General features: G+C 34.8%; 14 protein-coding genes and 1 pseudogene. 2 read left to right on the top strand and 13 right to left on the bottom strand.

From position 1 onward, the window contains the following. Positions 1-75: 75 nt before the first annotated feature. Complete coding sequence (gene glmU / locus ACFQ02_RS08835; RefSeq protein ID WP_380821948.1) at positions 76-1,446, top strand: bifunctional UDP-N-acetylglucosamine diphosphorylase/glucosamine-1-phosphate N-acetyltransferase GlmU; 1,371 nt, start codon at positions 76-78, stop codon at positions 1,444-1,446. 121 nt (positions 1,447-1,567) lie between these two features. On the opposite strand, the gene ppx is transcribed toward glmU, so the two are convergent. The 13 genes and pseudogenes from ppx to ACFQ02_RS08770 form a co-directional block, all read right to left on the bottom strand. Further along, positions 1,568-3,115, bottom strand: coding sequence for an exopolyphosphatase (gene ppx / locus ACFQ02_RS08830; protein ID WP_380821945.1), 1,548 nt, complete (start codon positions 3,113-3,115; stop codon positions 1,568-1,570). Positions 3,116-3,124: 9 nt separating this feature from the next. Next, complete coding sequence (gene tamB / locus ACFQ02_RS08825; RefSeq protein WP_380821942.1) at positions 3,125-7,066, bottom strand: autotransporter assembly complex protein TamB; 3,942 nt, start codon at positions 7,064-7,066, stop codon at positions 3,125-3,127. Positions 7,067-7,079: 13 nt separating this feature from the next. Next, a complete protein-coding gene (gene tamA / locus ACFQ02_RS08820) occupies positions 7,080-8,843 on the bottom strand; it encodes an autotransporter assembly complex protein TamA (protein WP_380821939.1) in 1,764 nt (587 codons plus the stop codon). A gap of 239 nt (positions 8,844-9,082) precedes the next feature. Beyond that, positions 9,083-10,315, bottom strand: a complete 1,233-nt coding sequence (serA, locus tag ACFQ02_RS08815) for a phosphoglycerate dehydrogenase (RefSeq protein ID WP_380821936.1) — start codon at positions 10,313-10,315, stop codon at positions 9,083-9,085. A 30-nt stretch (positions 10,316-10,345) separates the two neighbouring features. After that, complete coding sequence (gene rpiA / locus ACFQ02_RS08810) at positions 10,346-11,005, bottom strand: ribose-5-phosphate isomerase RpiA (RefSeq protein WP_380821933.1); 660 nt, start codon at positions 11,003-11,005, stop codon at positions 10,346-10,348. Between the two features lie 108 nt (positions 11,006-11,113). Further along, on the bottom strand, positions 11,114-12,262 hold the full coding sequence (hemW, locus tag ACFQ02_RS08805; protein WP_380821930.1) for a radical SAM family heme chaperone HemW: 1,149 nt from the start codon (positions 12,260-12,262) through the stop codon (positions 11,114-11,116). Then, a complete protein-coding gene (gene rdgB, locus ACFQ02_RS08800) occupies positions 12,262-12,858 on the bottom strand; it encodes an RdgB/HAM1 family non-canonical purine NTP pyrophosphatase (RefSeq protein WP_380821927.1) in 597 nt (198 codons plus the stop codon). Before rdgB ends, hemW begins: the two co-directional genes overlap by 1 nt. Before the next feature lie 173 nt (positions 12,859-13,031). Continuing rightward, on the bottom strand, positions 13,032-13,394 hold the full coding sequence (locus ACFQ02_RS08795; protein WP_380821924.1) for a ComEA family DNA-binding protein: 363 nt from the start codon (positions 13,392-13,394) through the stop codon (positions 13,032-13,034). Positions 13,395-13,711: 317 nt separating this feature from the next. Continuing rightward, a pseudogene (locus ACFQ02_RS08790) lies at positions 13,712-14,848 on the bottom strand (RNA-guided endonuclease InsQ/TnpB family protein). 143 nt (positions 14,849-14,991) lie between these two features. Continuing rightward, positions 14,992-15,768, bottom strand: a complete 777-nt coding sequence (gene cysE / locus ACFQ02_RS08785) for a serine O-acetyltransferase (RefSeq protein WP_380821921.1) — start codon at positions 15,766-15,768, stop codon at positions 14,992-14,994. A 2-nt stretch (positions 15,769-15,770) separates the two neighbouring features. After that, positions 15,771-16,784, bottom strand: a complete 1,014-nt coding sequence (gpsA, locus tag ACFQ02_RS08780; protein ID WP_380821917.1) for an NAD(P)H-dependent glycerol-3-phosphate dehydrogenase — start codon at positions 16,782-16,784, stop codon at positions 15,771-15,773. Positions 16,785-16,870: 86 nt separating this feature from the next. Further along, positions 16,871-17,389, bottom strand: a complete 519-nt coding sequence (secB, locus tag ACFQ02_RS08775; protein ID WP_380821912.1) for a protein-export chaperone SecB — start codon at positions 17,387-17,389, stop codon at positions 16,871-16,873. Between the two features lie 25 nt (positions 17,390-17,414). Continuing rightward, a complete protein-coding gene (locus tag ACFQ02_RS08770) occupies positions 17,415-17,858 on the bottom strand; it encodes a rhodanese-like domain-containing protein (protein WP_380821909.1) in 444 nt (147 codons plus the stop codon). Positions 17,859-18,071: 213 nt separating this feature from the next. On the opposite strand from ACFQ02_RS08770, the gene ACFQ02_RS08765 reads away from it, so the two are divergent. Then, positions 18,072-19,385, top strand: coding sequence for an anaerobic C4-dicarboxylate transporter (locus ACFQ02_RS08765; RefSeq protein ID WP_380821906.1), 1,314 nt, complete (start codon positions 18,072-18,074; stop codon positions 19,383-19,385).

The following is a 19,385-nucleotide window of genomic DNA, read 5'->3' as shown; positions in this document are numbered from 1 at the left end:
CTTCTAAAGAAGATTTTCATTTATCTCATTCTAATATAAAATTGAAGAGAATTTCGATAAAAATAGAGAATGATAATGACAAAACTTAGCGTAGTTATTTTAGCCGCAGGAAAAGGCACTCGCATGTATTCAGATTTACCTAAAGTGCTACATGAAATCGGCGGTAAGCCTATGGTAAAGCATGTAATAGATACTGCGAAGCAACTTGAAGCGGAACAAATTCATTTAATTTATGGTCATGGTGCAAATTTATTGCAACAACGTTTGAGCAATGAAGCTGTTAATTGGGTATTGCAAGAGCAACAACTTGGCACAGGACATGCAATGCAACAAGCGGCACCTTTTTTTGATGATGAAGAAAATATCCTAATGGTTTATGGTGATACCCCATTAATTAGCAAAAAAACGCTTCAAAATCTCATCGCTGCCAAACCTGCTCAAGGAATATCGCTCCTTACAGTGAATCTTGAAAATCCAACTGGTTATGGTCGTATTATTCGACAAAATAATCAAATTGTCGCTATTGTAGAACAAAAAGATGCCACGGCAGAACAACAATGTATTAAAGAAATCAATACTGGGGTTTTAGTAGCAAAGGGGGCGGATTTAAAAAGGTGGTTAAAATGCTTGGATAATAATAATGCACAGGGCGAATATTACATTACTGACATTATTGCTCTGGCAAATAAAGAAAACTATAAAGTTACCGCAGTTCATCCTGAAGATATGATGGAAGTTGAAGGAGTAAATAATCGTCTGCAACTTGCTAGACTAGAACGATATTATCAATATAAACAAGCTGAACAATTATTACTGAATGGAGTTACTATTATCGATCCGAAGCGTTTTGATCTACGTGGACAACTCACATGCGGTAAAGATGTTGAAATTGATATTAATGTAGTGTTTGAAGGTAATGTACAACTAGGCAATCGTGTTCGCATAGGTGCTGGGTGCGTATTAAAAAATTGTACTATCGCTGACGATGTAACGATTAAACCCTATTCAGTATTTGAAGATGCTTATATTGGAGAAAAATCCCAAGTTGGTCCATTTTCCCGTTTGCGTCCTGGTGCGATATTATCTGCCGAAACTCACGTGGGTAATTTTGTTGAAATCAAGCAAGCTAATATTGGCAAAGGGTCTAAAATAAACCATTTAACTTATGTAGGAAATGCTGAGATTGGCAGTTGCTGTAATATTGGAGCTGGTGTAATTACTTGCAATTATGATGGTGCAAATAAATTTAAAACTGAAATAGGAGACAATGTATTCGTCGGCTCAGATTGCCAACTTATTGCTCCAATTAACATTGCTAGTGGTTCAACAATAGGTGCAGGTACAACAGTAACTAAAAATGTAGGTGAAAATGAATTAGTTATTTCTCGTACTCCTCAGCGTCATATTAAAGACTGGCAACGCCCTACAAAGAAAAGCACTGATTAAAGTGCGGTAGTTTTTTAACAAATTCAGGGCTTTAAAAAACATGCTAAAGCTCTGAATGAATTTCACTTTTATACTAATCTATTTTCCTATATTAAAATTTATTGTTGTAAAATCCAAATCGCTATTGGAAAGTCAACTCTAATCCAACTTCTTGAAGCAGCTTTCTTTCTAAGATCAATTCATTTTTTATTAATGGATTGTTAGCTAAGTAATTGTCATTAAACTGCAATTTCCATTGCGTTAAAGTGCGGTCAAATTTTAACGTAATCTGACTAATTGGTTCTGTTGCTTGACGGCTCTTATTTAGAATAATAGCCAATCTGAATAAACGAATTAAACTTAGAATATCTTGTTCACAATAACGTGGAAATTTATATAATTCTGCCGTTTTAAGTTGGTTAATTTGATAACGAACTAAGATAGAAAGTAAACGTTGCTGCTCCTTATTAAAACCAGGTAACTCCATATTTTGCAAAATATAAGCAGAATGTTTTTGTAATCCTTTATGATTGATCACTAAACCTACTTCATGAAGTTGTGAAGCCCATAATAAAATATCTTTAATTTCATTACGATATTTATAGTTATGCCAATGAGTAACTTTTTCAAACAATAATAGTGCTGTTTCTTGAACCCGTTTTGCTTGTTTAAGATCCACATTAAACTGCTCAGCAAGAGCAAAAGCTGTACGTTGACGAATATTTTTTACTTGAAAATTCTTCTCCAAGCTATAAATGACACCTTCTCGCAATGCTCCATCAGAATAACGCATCTGTTGAATTCCAAAATTTTCAAAAACAGCCGTTAATATTGCTAACCCAGGTACAAAAACATCGGCACGATCTTCATTCAATCCACTCAAACGTAAACCATCAAAATGTTTAACTTGCAAGACTTTTTCTGTCAATCTAGACAAGCGTTCTTGAGTAATTATTCCATATGGATCAATATTTGAAGCTATCACTTGGTAAACAGTCTTTATCGTCCCTGATGAACCTAATACAGACTGCCATCCAAGAGTTCGATATTCAAAAGCTAAATCTTCAATTTTATCAGCCGCACTTTGCTTTGCTTGATAAAAATTTTCTGGCGAAATAATACCATGTGGGAAAAACTTCTTCGCAAAACTCACGCAACCCATGTGACGACTCTCAGCAACGATAGGAGTAAAGTCATCACCAATAATCATTTCTGTTGAACCACCACCAATATCAATAACAAATTTTCGTCCCATTTCTGGCTGAGTATGAGACACGCCAGCGTAAATAGTTTTTGCCTCAGTTTGTCCTGTAATAATATTAATCGGATAAGGAAATACCTGTTTCGCTTGACGCAAAAACTCTTCTTTATTGATAGCCCTTCGTAGGGTATAAGTTCCTACTACATTAACATTTTCAGCTTTAAATCCCTGTAATCTCTCTGCAAACAAAGCTAAACAATTTACACCTCGAACAATAGCTTCTTGACTCAACACATTGTTTTTGTCTAATCCTTCTGCTAGCTGTACTTTCTGTTTCAAACGAGACAATATTTGGATCGATCCATTTACAATTCGAGCAACAATCATATGAAAACTATTTGAACCTAAATCAATAGCAGCAATTTCTCTTACTTCACTTCGATGATGCACAGGTTCTGGTATATATGTAATCAATTCATTTTTGTCCATAAAGTTTCCCTAAAATTCAAATTGATAGAGCAGATCTACTGCCTGATTAACACCTGATACAGATTGTAAATAGAGCTGCGGTAATAATTTATAACGTAACGTAAATTCTGCTAAACCGTCAAATATACCAATACCATATTTTACTTGTAAACGAGAAGTAATATTACCGCTTACTACTACTTGAGATTTATCTCCAATTCCTTGCGTACCCAAGTTTAGATCCTGAATACCAAAACTTTCACCAATACTACCAACTAGTTTTCCACTTTTCGCCAAACCAATACTTAATAACGCTGCTCCAATAGAACCGCCAGAACTACCAGATTCCGAACCAATATTTTCTAATGAACGTCCCGTCAATAAATAAGATAGGGCTTGATCTTGCGACATTGCAGGCTCGCTAAATACCGTGACTTTTGGCGAAGTAGCGATACCGACTACCTTCACACCAGCAACAATATTACTATTTTCCATTGCTGTCGGATTCCGTATAGCTTCGACATTCAATAAAGGTTGCGACGGCAATCCAGAAAAATTAATTTGCCCTTTTCGAATAAGCAAATCTTGCCCAAAAGCATTATAACGTCCATTTTTCAAATTAATTTGTCCAAACAACCCTAACTTATTTTTTTCTTGTTTAACGGAAAGAACACCATTCAGATTAGTATTTAGTCCATAAGAATCGAGCTTAACGTCATTACCAACATTGATTTTTAAATCAGAACGAATTTCCATCCCACTCTTTGTTTTTGCTTCAAGTTGAGAATGATGAATTTTCGGTCTAGTTTTATCAGGTCCATCTAAAATAACTACATCACTGCTTGGACTCACTGCACTTTCAGGCATCTCATCAATCGCAATTCTTGCCCAAGGCACACCAATCTGCCCTGAAAGAGTTAGCAATTTAGGGGCTGCTTTAATTTCAATATCAGGGCTGACTTTAAGCTTAGCTACAGAGGGAATATTAATGTTAAATTCACTTGCTTTTGCGTATATCCTTGTATTCCAACGATTTAAATCTTGCCAATTAGCATCACCACCAATGTCTAAACGGCTATCTGCATTTTTAATATAACCTTGCAACGTTGAGTGATTTCCTTGAAATCCAATATTAATCTGACCTTTTTTAATATCAAAAGGTAGGTTTTTTACTACCGCACTTAATTCATTAATATTAACGCTACCATTTAACAAAGGTGCATTTAAACTGCCTCCTAATATTAAATTAGCATCAATATCACCCGAAATATTTTCTCCACTTGATAACAATTGATTAAACAAGCTTAAATTCAATCGATCAATATTTAATGCCCCTTTCAACATTCGTTTATTTAATAAATCTTGTAACTTTATATTTGCATTAATATTTCCTAAATTTCCTCGATTACTAACTTGAAGACTGGACTCTGCTACTAAAGTATTTTGTTGCAAAACAGTATTAAAATTAAATTTTGGTAATACTATTTGAAAAGAACGATAGCCTATTTTTTTTGATAGAGATAAATTATTACCCTCTGCTTTCAAGTTAAATTGTGGCGATTTATCAGTAAACCACTCAAATTTTCCAGTTGAACGCAATCTTCCAACAAATAAGTTTTGATCAATAAGTTTATTGACTAAATTCAAATCAACTTTTTTCAAATCAAATAAAATATCGCCACTTTTTCCTATTTTCATATGTTGCGGAAAACATAAATCAATATTTGAATTTTGCCAACAGTGCGGTGCAATTCTAATATGATTTTGTTTACTACTGTAACTTGTGTAAATATCTTGATTAGTTGTCCAATTTCCTACTGGCGAAGTAATATTTATGCTAGTTACCGTTCCTCGCCAATATAATTTATCACGGTCAAATTTACCACCCAAATACAAATTTACTGCCACAGGTTCACCTTGAGAACGCAAATGGAAACGGTGATTTTTTTCATCCCCCGCTATCGTCAATACTACTGATGGAATCTGAATCTTATTAAAATTTAATCCTTTCATGTTAAAGGCAATATTACCTTGCACTAATTCATCAGAAGTCATCTGCCCTTTCAAAGCAAATTGATTAACATTAATGTCTTGGAAACGAAAATTGTTTCCACGCAAATCCGCTTCTAACGTTGGCTGAATGAGATTACCACTAAATTTTAGTTTACCCAGCAATGATGCTGAAAAATGAGGTAATAAGCCACGTAAATCAGGTGCTGCTATATCTAGATTTAAGTCAGAGTTTTTGCCTAAATGTCCATTTAATTTAATTTTATTCTCGCCATAATTTATTAATAAACTTGAACTATTGAATAAATATTCATTATCTGAAGCCAAATCACCTTTTATCATTAAAGAACGTTTCGATAATGTACCTCTTAGATCTAATATTGGAACTGCAATCTGCCATTTTTTCCTATCTAATTGCCCGTTAAAAATAAACTTGCCAAATAATATAGACGGAATTTCAGAAAAATACTGAGTTAAATTAATATTGTTGAAATCTACCGCACTTTGCCATTTTAATCCCTGCTTCCAGTCCAAACTACCCTGTAAATTTGCTTTCCCTTTTAATAATTCAAGTTGTAATTTCTCAAAATTAATAGCTGATATTCCTCCATAAAATAAACTATTAATTTTCGTTTTAGGTACGTTGCTACCTCTAATGTCACCGCTAAACTCACCTTGATAAGTTAATAAGTCTCCGTCTAAATATAAATCTAATTCAGGTGTATAAAATAGATCTTTCTCGTTTGGATCGAAAGGATATTGAAAATTTTTGATATTCAATTTCAAATTTAATGGATTATTCTGTTGATTTAATCTAGCAGTAGCTTCTAGCACAATAGAAGCCATGCCGTCAGCATGAATAGAAAGAGTTGTTTTATCCATCAAATCGCCTATTAGATGCAAATTTGCTTCAGTAGTTGGCAATAATATTTTATTATTTTTAGTCTGTTGCTTAATATTTAATTGAATGTTAAGAGCTAACGGAAACTGCTCTTTAAGTAATAAACTACCCCGCCCATCAATATCAGCAAGAGAACTATTCACTTTTAATGTATTTAAAACAATATGTTCATCTATTCCCTCTGCTTGTAATTGAAAAAAAGAAATATCAATAGCGTTAACATCCTCATTTCTAATGTGGCGATATTGCCAATTTTTACCTTGTAAATCTTGAATCACAATATTGAAAGGTAACTTAAATTTTTGCAAATTAGAGGCTAATGGTGAGCGAAATAATGTTTCCAATTGATGCCAATCTAAGGGCTGATTTTTTTCTTCTTTTTTAGGTTGCTTTTCAAACAGTCGCAAATTAGATGAGAAGTCACTCTCAACAACAAGATGATTAATTTGTGTCGGAGCAAGAATCAAACCTTTTTCGTTATCTAGCCTAGCAGAAGTATTAAGTGTTTCTAAATAAATTTTATGATTATCAATCGATATAAATGCATTGTTTAGTGTAATATTATCAGCGAATATGGATACTGGAAATTGTATCTTATGCCATATGATTGGCGTATTTTCCTGTTCTTCCTCTACTTTCGATAATAACGAAGAATCAATTTGTATTTGAGGTTCAATTAATGTTAAATCTTTTAAACAAATATCTGCTTGCCATAAACAATTTAAATTCCAATGTAAGCGAGCTTGTTTGATGTCAGAAATGACTCCATCAGATTGAAACCGAACATCATGCAAAACTAAACCTTGTTGTAAGCCACCATCAACTTGACCTACAGAAAAACTATCCCATAAATGGTCTGTGAGGCGAATCGCTCCTCGTTGTCCTATATCAGTAAATAACATCCCAATCAAAGCGAAAACGGATAAGAAAATGACCGCACTTACTCCGAATAATAAATTTCGCAATGTTCTTTTTGAGGATAGCTTTTTCTTATCCTTTATTTCGGTTGAGGCACCCTTAGTTGTTGGATTTTCTGTATCTTGTTCTATTTGTTCTTCCATAATAAAACCTATCTCAAAGCTCAGTTCCTATACCGATATAAAACTGGATATTCTTACTCTTTTCTTTATCGCGAATCGGCGTAGCAATATCCAATTTAATCGCTCCAACAGGTGATGCCCAACGAACCCCCATACCAGCACCATAATGCAACGAATTAACATTAAAAGAATTATCTGCTAGCCCTATATCAGCAAAGGTAGCAAGCCACCACTCGTCATAAACTCGATATTGGTATTCCAATGTACTATTAAGCAAACGAGAAGCACCAATTAAGTTACCTTTACTATCTTTCGGTGAAATCTTTTTATATCCATATCCTCGAACACTACGATCCCCACCCGCAAAAAAACGAAGTGCAGGTGGAATTTTATCTATATCATTAGTCTTCAATAACCCAATCTCAGCCCTAGCCAAAGTTCGATGATTTTCTGCAAAAGTTCTAACCCATGCAGTCGAAGCTTGGATCTTAAAGAAACTAGCATCTGATAAGAAATTTTTATGACTAATATCCACTGTAATATGTTGAGAATCACCCCATGTAGGGAAAGCTCCGCCTTTTAAACGTGTACGACTAACTGATACCGTAGGGTAAATTAATACGGTTTTATCAGAAACGTCTCCTTGTAAAAAAGAATCATAACGAACACGAACACCTAAAGAATGCTGCCAACCCGTTACTCTATTCCAGTAACGTAATGCTACAAACGTAGCAGAAAGAGTATCTGTATCATTTTCTCGTTCTCGCTCGAAACCACCTGAAAACTCATAGTAATACCTTAATGGATTTTTTAATAATGGTATTTTATATACAGCTCCTAGCATCTGTTTTGGCGAAGAAAGATAAAGATTTGTGCTAAAGCTCTGCCCTCTACTATTAATCCAAGGTTTTAACCAACCAAGTTGTAATCGAGGTCCAACATCAGAAGAATAACCTACCCCAATATCCATTGCATTTTTCTTACGAGGATATAGCAAAACATCCACATCAACTTGTTTTTTTTCTTCATTAATATGTGGTTGCAATAAAACTGACTTAAACCAACCTGAAGAAGTATAATCATTCGTTAATAAAGATAAGTCATTGATAAAATAAGGATCTTTTTCTTTGATTTGCATAATATTACGCAAATAATCTTCTCGAATTTGCGAATACAAAAAAGAAAATTTACCAAAATGATAACGTTGTCCGCTGTTAAATATGATACGCCACCAAGCCTGATAAGTAGATGGCATAACTTCTAAACGAGATAGCTCAAAATCTGCATTAAAATAACCTCTTGCTTGAGCCAAAGACTGCAAACTACTTTTATAGTCCTCATAGTAGGAGTGATAAAGCATATCACCTTTTTTAGCTAATTTTTTATCATTAAGTGCAACAAATGCTTCATCATTTACAGCTTCACCAAGCAAACGAACATCTACACCTTCAATTAAAGTTTGTCTGCCAGCATTGACATCAGCAACTAGTGTAGGTCTCGTTTTTCCCGAACTCGGTTTCAATGAGAAATTAATTTTAATTGTGTAATAGCCGTAAACTTGCAATGCTTTATTGATCGCTTCACGAACTAAATATTTATGTCGTTCAGAACCATCAGATTCTTCTTTATCAATCATTGATGTATAAATTTCGACATTTTCTATCGCTTTTACACCTTTGACACCAATTACTTTCAAATCAACAGTGTGAGCAGCCCAAGCAGAAAAGCTCACAGCGAAAGCCGTTATAAACAAAACAATCGAGGTAAAAGATATTTTTTTATGATGGAATAATTTCATACATGCCTCTGATAAGATTACTCTTAGTTTACTTTCAAGCAAGTTCATTAGCAATGTAAAAATCACATCTATCTGATTTATTATAAATTTTTAATATAATTAATCCCATTTATAATAAATAACCCTACAACATTGATATGTTGTAGGGATTTTATTTTAATTTGATAGTTACATCTTTGAGCATTAATTTTGTGAAATTTTTTACATTTTCACCGCACTTTTTCTTGTCTAAGTTAAAACTAAAATAGCACTCTAGCTCGAATTGTACCATCAATTTGGCGTAATTTTTGTAATAACTCAGTGCTATCATCTGTCTCAACATCAACAACTACGTAACCTATTTGTGAATCTGTTTGTAAATATTGAGCGGCAATATTGATATTGGCTTCTACAAAAACTTGGTTAATTTTATTTAAAATACCTGGTCGATTTTCATGAATATGCAATAATCGTTTTGTATTACTGTGCTGTGGTAAAGAAACTTCAGGAAAATTGACCGCTGATAATGTCGAGCCATTATCTGAGTATTTGACAAATTTACTCGCAACTTCAGTACCAATATTTTCTTGTGCTTCTGCTGTTGAACCACCGATATGTGGTGTTAGAATGACATTGTCAAATTCACGCAATGGCGAAACAAATTCTTCATTAATAGAAGCTGGTTCTTTTGGAAATACATCAATAGCAGCACCACGAATTTTTTTCTCTTTCAAGGCATTGGCAAGTGCATCAATATCGACTACCGTACCACGTGCCGCATTAATTAAAATAGAACCTTGTTTTAACTGAGCGATTCGTTCTGCACTTATTAGATCTTTAGTAGATTCATTTTCTGGGACATGTAAAGAAATTACATCACAACTACTTAGTAATTCTTCTAAAGTGCCAACTTGTTGAGCATTTCCCAGTGGCAATTTAGTTTCTATGTCGTAGAAAAACACGATCATTCCTAAAGACTCAGCAATAATACTCAGTTGCGAGCCAATATGTCCATAACCAATAATACCTAATTTTTTGCCTCTAACTTCATGTGAGCCAATTGCAGATTTATTCCATAAACCACGATGTACTTCCGCATTAGCTTGAGGCACATTACGCATTAACAACAAAATTTCACCTAGTACTAATTCTGCTACTGAACGAGTATTAGAAAAAGGAGCGTTAAATACGGGAATACCTTTCAATTTTGCGGCTTCTAAATCAACTTGATTTGTACCTATACAAAAACAGCCCACTGCAATCAACTTATTAGCATGCTGTAACACTTCTGCTGTCAAATTAGTACGGGAACGTAATCCAACAAAATGAGCATCTTTAATTGCTTCTTTTAGCTCTGATGGTTCTAGTGCTTTCTTGTGATACTCAATATTAGTGTAACCTGCTTGATGTAATACATCTAGAGCATTTTGGTGTACACCCTCTAACAATAGAAATTTAATTTTTGACTTATCTAATGAAACTTTAGTCGTCATTTTAGCTCTCCGAAATGAAAATAACGTTGATTATTCAATAATTTTTGCACCATCAGGTGTGCCGATAATCACAATATCTGCACATCGTTGAGCAAAAATACCATTAGTGACTACACCCGCAATATTATTTAATTCTTTTTCCATTTCAATAGGTTGCATAATTTCAAAATTGTAAATATCTAAAATTACGTTACCATTGTCAGTTATGACTCCTTCACGGTATTCAGGTGAACCACCTAATGCTACTAATTTACGAGCCACTTGCGAACGTGCCATTGGAATTACTTCAATAGGTAAAGCAAAAGTTGAACCTAATACATCAACTTGTTTGCTAGTGTCTACAATACAAATAAATTTCTTTGCTAATGCGGCTACAATTTTTTCACGAGTCAATGCCGCACCACCACCTTTGATCATCATTTTTTGTGAGTTGATTTCATCAGCTCCATCAACGTATATATCTAATTGCGACACATCATTTGTAGTAAATACTTCTATTCCTTGTTTTTTAAGTAGTTCTTCAGAAGCTTTAGAGGCAGCCACAGCCCCTTTTATTTGATCTTTTATTGAACCTAGAGCTTCAATAAAACAGTTGACCGTTGAACCACTACCAACACCAACGATAGTATCAGGTTTTACATATTGTAATGCAGCTTGTGCAGCTATTTTTTTCATTGCTAGTTGATCCATAATTTGTCCTTTATTTCAAATTTTTCAGCGTATTATTGTGCTTATGTTAATTGTTATGAATAATCTAAGTAAACGTTTACTTTAATCTTATTCAAAATGATAAACAAGTTAATCAGGCAAAAAAATCTCCAGTAAATCATTCAAAAACAATTTTCCTTGTTCAGTCACTTGCCAATAATGCTCATTGTCTTCAATATATTTTTGCTTTAATCCCCACTCGATCTCTTTTTGAATTGAATTAATTGATAACCCTGTTAATTGTTCAAACTCTAATTTAGGCACAGGTTCAATAAGACGAAAACGATTCATAAAATATTCAAAAGCACGGTCTATATAATTAATTTTTTTTTCTTCATACAAGTAATTTCCATCTAAATACCCTTTAGGGTGTTTAGTTTTAGAAAAACGTAAAATATCACCATGTGGAAAACTTAATTTACCATGTGAACCGCACCCAATGGATAAATAATCACCGAATCGCCAATAATTTAAGTTATGACGACATTCATATCCTTTCTTAGCATAAGCTGAAGTTTCATATTGTTGGTAACCTGCATCAACGAGCAATTGATGACCTTGCTCAAAAATCGCCCAAAGCTCATCATCATTTGGTAATATAGGAGTACGGTAAGAAAACATCGTATTTGGTTCAATCGTTAATTGATACCAAGATAGGTGGGGTGGAGCAAGATCAATCGCTTGATTTAAATCATCAATTGCTTGTTCCACACTTTGGTTAAGTAGTCCATGCATCAAATCCAGATTAAAACTACTAACTCCCGAAATTTTAGCAAAATGAACCGCTCTTTTGGCCTCTGCTGAGTTGTGAATTCTCCCAAGTGCGGTCAGTTTTTGATCATTAAAACTTTGTATCCCCATAGAAATTCGATTTACCCCAGCGATCACATAACTATTAAAACGATCTGCTTCTACTGTGCCAGGATTCGCTTCTAGTGTAATTTCAATATCATCAGAAAAAGAAATCTGTTTTTTAATTTCTGTTAATAAAAAATTAATACTTTCTGCAGAAAACAAACTTGGCGTACCTCCACCAATAAAAATTGAATGTAACTTACGATCTCGAATGCTTTTCTGATAACGATTTAAATCTTGTGTTAAATCACAAAGTAAGTGATGAATATAGTCTCGCTCAGGAATTTCTGCTTTTAGAGTATGAGAATTAAAGTCACAATAAGGACATTTTTGTATGCACCAAGGAATGTGAATATACAAACTTAGTGGAGGTAAAACCAGCATTATTTTAACCGCTCTTTCAATACGTTTAGGGCATTTGCACGATGTGATATTTTTTTCTTTTCAACAATATCTAGTTCGGCAAATGTGCAGTTTTTGGGTGGGAAAAAAAACAAACTATCATACCCAAAACCATTTGAGCCTTTTTCTTCTAAATCAATAAACCCGTGACATTCCCCCTCAGCAATGACTGGGGATGGATCATTTTCATGTTGCAACATCACAATACAGCTAACAAATTTAGCTTGGCGTTTTTCTTTCGGTACATTCGCTAATTTTAACAGCAACTTTTTACGATTCTCATTATCTGCATTACTACCATCAATGCCAGCATAACGAGCGGAATAAAGTCCAGGTTCTCCATTTAAAGCTTGTACGACTAAACCACTGTCATCAGCAATAGCGGGTAATCCTGAAAGTTTAGCTGCATAACGGGCTTTTAATAACGCATTTTCTATAAAAGTTAGCCCTGTTTCTTCTGGACTTTCAATTCCTAAATCTGTTTGTGCTACTACATCAAAGCCAAAAGCAGACAATGCATCTGCCATTTCTTTCACTTTCCCTTTATTACTCGTTGCTAATACTACTTTTTGTTTCATATTTTTTCCTTATTATTTTTCAATTTTCTTATTCTACTTCATAAGCAGAGTTAAGGTTTAGTATTTTTGCTGATTTTTTGATGTAGAAGTGCAAAAGCCGACCATAATATACTTTATATTATGGTCGGTAAACGAACTTAGTAAAGTTCTATTTTGTAGTTATGGTTAGTACATTATTCCAGTGTAATACGATCTCTGTTTTTTTCTAAGGTCGCTTTACCAATACCTTGCACCTCAAGTAATTGTTCAAGTGTAGTGAAATTACCGTGTTTCTCACGATAATCGATTATAGCCTCAGCTTTTTTTGTACCAATACCAACCATCGCTTTTCGGATTTCACTTGCAGTAGCTGTATTGATGTTTACTTTATCAGAAATAATGACTGCATTTTTTGCTTTATCTGTTGTTGAGACTTGCTCAATTTGAGTTTGTGTCGTTTTAACTGATTCTGTTTTTGTTTCTGCCAAAATATTACCACTAAAAGCAATAGCAATTAAGGCGAGAAATGAAGTAAAAATAGAAGTTAATTTTTTCATATGATAATCCTTGATTTAAATTCGTTTAATAGTTGAATAATTTCAACATAGTTAATCTGAATTATTTATCAAACACTAACAATAAAATTGATGAAAGTTTGCGATCATGATCGCAAAAAGAAGAAAAAGAGCGGTAAAAATCCGCTCTATTTTATGGAAAATAATTAAGCATCATTGACATCCTCCCCTGCCTAAAGGCAGGGGATTCCTACTAGCTCCCACAGCAAACCGTGGGCTACTCTCGGTGGGTTCTTGTTGCTGACCGCTAATGCGGTTCACTTCACAAGCTCTACGGCGATGTCCTCGCCTGATTTTCTTTATGCTTGGACGATAGCTCGTCCACGTGCTAATACATTAATTGCACCAACTACATCAGCGTTTTCTCTGTAGCCACATTCCACACATTCAAAATGGGATTGCGTTTCACGGTTTTCTTTTGCAATATGCTCACAACAAGGGCAAGTTCGACTAGTATTCTGTGGTGGAACAGCAACCAAAAATCCGCCTAACCATTGTGTTTTGTAGTCTAATTGTCGTCTGAACTCAAACCAAGACTGGTCTAATATCGCACGGTTTAAGCCCGATTTTTGTTTCACATTTTTACCGTGTGCTTCTGCCGTACCTTTTGCCGAAGCAGACATATTTTGCACTTGCAAATCTTCAACATAGAGCATTGCGTGGTTTTTGCTGATTTGAGTTGAGACTTTGTGCAGAAAATCTTTTCGACAATTTGCGATTTTATGGTGTAATTTGCCAATTTTTTCTTTCAGCTTTTGCCAGTTGTTACTGAATTTTACTTTGTTTTTGAGCTGTTGTTGCAGTTTAGCTAGTTTGCCCTTGTAGGTCTTAAACGCATTCAACGGCTCAAAAAATTCGCCATTGGACAACGTCGCAAAGCGTGCAACGCCCATATCTATGCCAATTTCTCCCCCTTTATGTGTCGGAATTTCGTGTTCAAATTCGGTTTGAATACTCACAAAATATCGTCCGCACTTTTCGCTTACGGTGACATTTTTGATTTCACCTAACACTTCTCGACTATTGCGATAGCGAACCCAACCGATTTTCGGCAAATACAAGCGGTCATTTTGTGGCTGAATTTTACAACCTTACGGAAAACGAAAGCTCTCTTTTACGCCTTTTTTCTTGAATTTGGGGAAATCTGAACGTTTTTGAAAGAAGTTTTTAAACGCACTTTCTAGGTCTTTTAACGACTGTTGAAGCACTTGAGAATGACAATCTTTGAGCCAAGGTAGCTCTTTTTTCCATTGTGGAAGTAGATTAGCGATTTTGGTATAGCTGAATTTTAGATTATTATCTAGTTCGTATTGTTCATTTTGCCACGCTAACGCCTTATTGAACACAAAACGAGAACAACCGCAAAACTGCTTGATTTTACGGATTTGTTCGCCATTTGGTCTGATTTCAAATTTAAAGGCTTTGCGGATTAACATTACACAAAATAGAATACAGAATTTGTGTTTATTTTACTGTATATTATATCACCATTCAACCAACGCCAGATTGTTAGGTTTGAAACGGCTACGCCGTTTGTGCCTTATATCCACGCCCTAAAGGACGTGGTTTTGCGGCACGATCAGATAATAAAATTTTGATTCATCTCGAAGGAAGGTTTAAGTTCATTGTTTTTATTAATAATTTTAGCAGGCACCCCTGCAACAGTTGTATGTTCAGGGACCGATTGTAACACTACTGAATTAGCCCCAATTTTTGCATAACGTCCAATTTCAATATTACCTAGGATTTTTGCTCCAGCACCAATCATTACGCCTTCACGCACTTTAGGATGACGATCACCACTTTCTTTACCTGTGCCTCCTAGAGTAACTCCCTGTAAAATAGATACATCATTTTCGATCACGGAAGTTTCACCTACAACAATTCCCGTAGCATGATCAAACATAATTCCACAACCAATTTTAGCCGCTGGATGAATATCTACATCAAAAGCCACTGAAATCTGATTTTGTAAGTAAATAGCTAGAGATTTACGATTTTGTTGCCATAGATAGTGAGTAATTCGATAACTTTGCAGCGCATGAAATCCTTTTAAATAAAGTAATGGTGTTGTCCATAATTCTACTGCTGGATCACGTTGTCGCACTGCCCTAATATCATTTGCTGCACTTTGAATAATGCTTGGAGTCGCTTGATAGGCGTGTTCAATGATTTCTCGTAACATCATTGCTTGCATAATAGGGCTGGCAAGTTTATTAGCTAGAATGTAGCTTAAAGCATCACCTAAAGAACGGTGATTTAATATAGTAGTGTGGAAAAAACTTGCTAATACTGGCTCTTTTTCCACTAACATTTTAGCTTCTTTGAAAATTAAATTCCAAATTTGTGCCGACATCTTTACTCCTTCTTTCTTTCTCTTGAAAGTAAACTTACTGCAGCATCTTTAGCACTTTTTTCACAAAATAACATTTGATACATTTGTTCTGTGATTGGCATTTCAACACCCAGTTGCTGAGCTACTGTATAGGCTTCTTTTGTATTATAAAAACCTTCTACTACTTGCCCAATTTCCTTCATGGCTTGCTCTGTGCTGTAACCTTTACCCAGCATTAAACCAAAACGGCGATTACGAGATTGGTTATCAGTACAAGTTAAGACTAAATCACCTAAACCAGACATACCAGAGAAAGTGGCATAATTTGCACCTAACGCAACACCTAGACGTGTAATTTCTGCAATACCTCTTGTAATTAAAGCGGTACGTGCATTAGCACCAAACCCCATACCATCAGAAATGCCCGCACTAATAGCTATCACATTTTTTATTGCTCCACCTAATTGCACGCCAATCATATCTTTGTTGATATATACTCGAAAATGCTTACTACAGTGAATACGAGCCTGAAACTCAAGAGCAAATTGCTCGTTATTAGATGCGAGTGTAATTGCTGTTGGTAATCCAGCTGCAAGTTCTTTAGCAAAAGTTGGTCCAGAAAGTACTGCAAGAGGATATTGTTTGCCTATTTTTTCTTCAATAACAGTTTGTAATAAACGCCCTGTATGACGCTCTAAACCCTTTGTTGCCCATACAACACGATGTTCTGGCTGTAAGTGCGGTTGAATTTTATCAATAACTTCACTAAATACATGACTAGGCACAACTATTAATAAATCTTTTGATTTTTGTACCGCACTTTTAAGATCCAATTCTACTTGAAGCGAAGGAGGAAACGGTATTTCAGGTAAAAAGCGTTGGTTTTTCCGTTGCTCCGCCAACTGTTGCATGTGATCAGGGTTATGCCCCCAGAGATAGACAGGATAACTATTACGAGAGAACGCTATTGCTAACGCTGTGCCGTAAGAACCAGCTCCGATAATAGTAATTGGACCGTTAGATATAGTCATATTCATCTGTGCATTCTCCATTAAAATGGAAACAAGTACAATAACTTGAATGAAAAAGGCGGAAATTCTTCCGCCACTTTATTTACATGAGATTAATGTACTTCTTGTTTTTCATTATCTTGTTGCTCAGCTTGTTTTTGCTGACGTTCTAAATAATCCACAAACAGTGCATCAAAATTTACTGGAGAAAGGTTTAATGCAGGGAATGTACCACGATTTACTAAACTAGCGACTAATTCACGAGCGTAAGGGAATAGCATATTTGGACATTGAGATGTTAAGCAATGTGCCATTTGCATTTCTTCCAAGCCTGAAATAGCAAAAATACCTGCTTGTTTTACTTCACAAATGAAAGCTACATCATTGCTATCTTCTAAAGTAGTTTCAACTGATATATTTAAACAAACTTCATAAAGATTTTCACCAACTTGAGTAGTTTCAGTGCTTAAATCAAATTTTAAATTCGGTTTCCATTCTTGCTGAAAAATATGAGGTAGATTTGGGGCTTCAAAAGAAATATCTTTTGTATAAATACGTTGAATTTGTAGCATGGCTTCTTGTGCTGATTGCTCTTCTGTCGCTACTTCATTAGTGTTATTTTGTTCGTTCATTTGTGAGTCCTTAAGTAATTATTAATTAATGTTTTTTAACTAGTGGTAAATTTGAAGAACACCAACCTGTAATACCTTCTTTTAAGGCATAAACTTGAGTAAACCCTTGTTTTGCTAGTAGCTCTGCGGAGCTATTAGCATTCATACCAGTGGCACAAACTAATACTACAGGATGTTCTTTGTGATGTTCGATTTTACCAACGTTATTATTTTTAATCTCTGTTGGTAATAAATGAATGCTATTAATGATATGACCACGCTCAAATTCATCAACAGTACGTATATCAATCACTGTAGCGTCTTGACTATTAATAATTCGAACTAATTCCGTATTATCAATAGTTTTTACTTTAGTTGTAATTGATTTAAAGAAAGTATAAACAACCATAATAAATACAGCGATCCACGCTATTACCATCAAAGTATGATTTTTGGCAAATTCAATTGCCATCGGAAGGTACTCTTGCATTTTATTCTCAAATTATAGGGTTAAAAAAATAAGATCTAAGTATAACCGCACTTTCTTAATCTTTCAAAGGAAGTATTACAATTTAATTGATCTGTATTAAGGATATAAATAACATTTGATGCTATATTCATTAATTATACTGAATAGTATTAATAGAATTGTTGTCGTGTTTTATATTAACTCATACTATTATTAATTAAAAAGGAAGTAATTATGTTTTTTATTGAATTCGCTATTGTATTAGTGTGTATTCTTATTGGGGCAAGAATCGGTGGAATTGGATTAGGCGTAATGGGAGGACTTGGACTAACCATTCTTTCCTTCTGTTTTGGCTTGAAACCTGCAGGTTTACCCATCGATGTAATGTTTATGATCATGGCTGTAGTATCAGCAGCAGCTGCGATGCAAGCCGCAGGCGGGTTAGATTATATGATCAAAATTGCAACTGCGATTTTGCGTAAAAATCCGAAACATATCACTTTTATCGCCCCTGCAGTAACTTGGATTTTTACAGTATTTGCTGGAACTGGTCATGTTGCATATTCTGTCTTGCCAGTAATAGCCGAAGTTAGTCGCCATAATGGAATACGTCCTGAAAGACCTCTCTCTATGGCTGTTATAGCCTCACAATTTGCTATTGTTGCAAGTCCAATTGCTGCGGCAGTAGTAGCTGTTGTTGCATACCTAGAACCACAAGGAATCACTTTAGGTGATGTTTTAATAGTCACTATTCCATCTACTATATTAGGACTTGCACTAGCTTGTGTATTCGTTAATAAAATGGGAAAAGAATTACGAGATGATCCAAATTATCAACGTCTATTAGAAGATCCTGATTATGTAAAAGCTAATCATGCAAATGCTAATCCTGATGAGATTCAAATTACAAAAACAGCAAAACTTTCTGTAGGATTATTTTTACTCGGTGCATTGTTAGTAGTCGTACTAGGTGCGATACCATCCCTACGTCCAGTGTTTGATGGCAAGCCAATGGGAATGGCACATACTATTGAAATTGTAATGTTGAGTATTGGTGCATTAATTATTTTAACTTGTAAACCGAATGGCAACGCCATCACACAAGGATCTGTATTCCATGCAGGTATGCGAGCTGTAATTGCGATTTTCGGTATAGCATGGTTAGGTGATACTCTAATGCAAGCTCACATTACTGAAGTAAAAGAAAGTGTGAAAATGTTAGTTGAAACAGCACCTTGGGCATTTGCATTTGCTTTGTTTTTACTTTCAGTATTGGTGAACAGTCAAGGTGCAACAGTAGCAACACTATTCCCATTGGGGGTAGCTCTTGGCATTCCTGCTCCAATTTTGATTGGGGTATTTGTAGCTGTAAATGGTTATTTCTTTATTCCAAACTATGGACCAATTATCGCTTCTATCGATTTTGACACCACTGGTACAACACGAATCGGTAAATACATCTTCAATCACAGCTTCATGCTACCTGGATTGTTAAGCATGGCATTTAGTTTAGCCTTTGGACTACTATTTGCAAATTTATTCTTATAA

Origin of the sequence: Seminibacterium arietis (assembly GCF_042675725.1) — a bacterium.
Classification (GTDB): Bacteria; Pseudomonadota; Gammaproteobacteria; order Enterobacterales; family Pasteurellaceae; genus Seminibacterium; species Seminibacterium arietis.
Note: the sequence above shows the minus strand (reverse complement) of the source record. Positions and strands in the feature narration are given on the sequence as shown.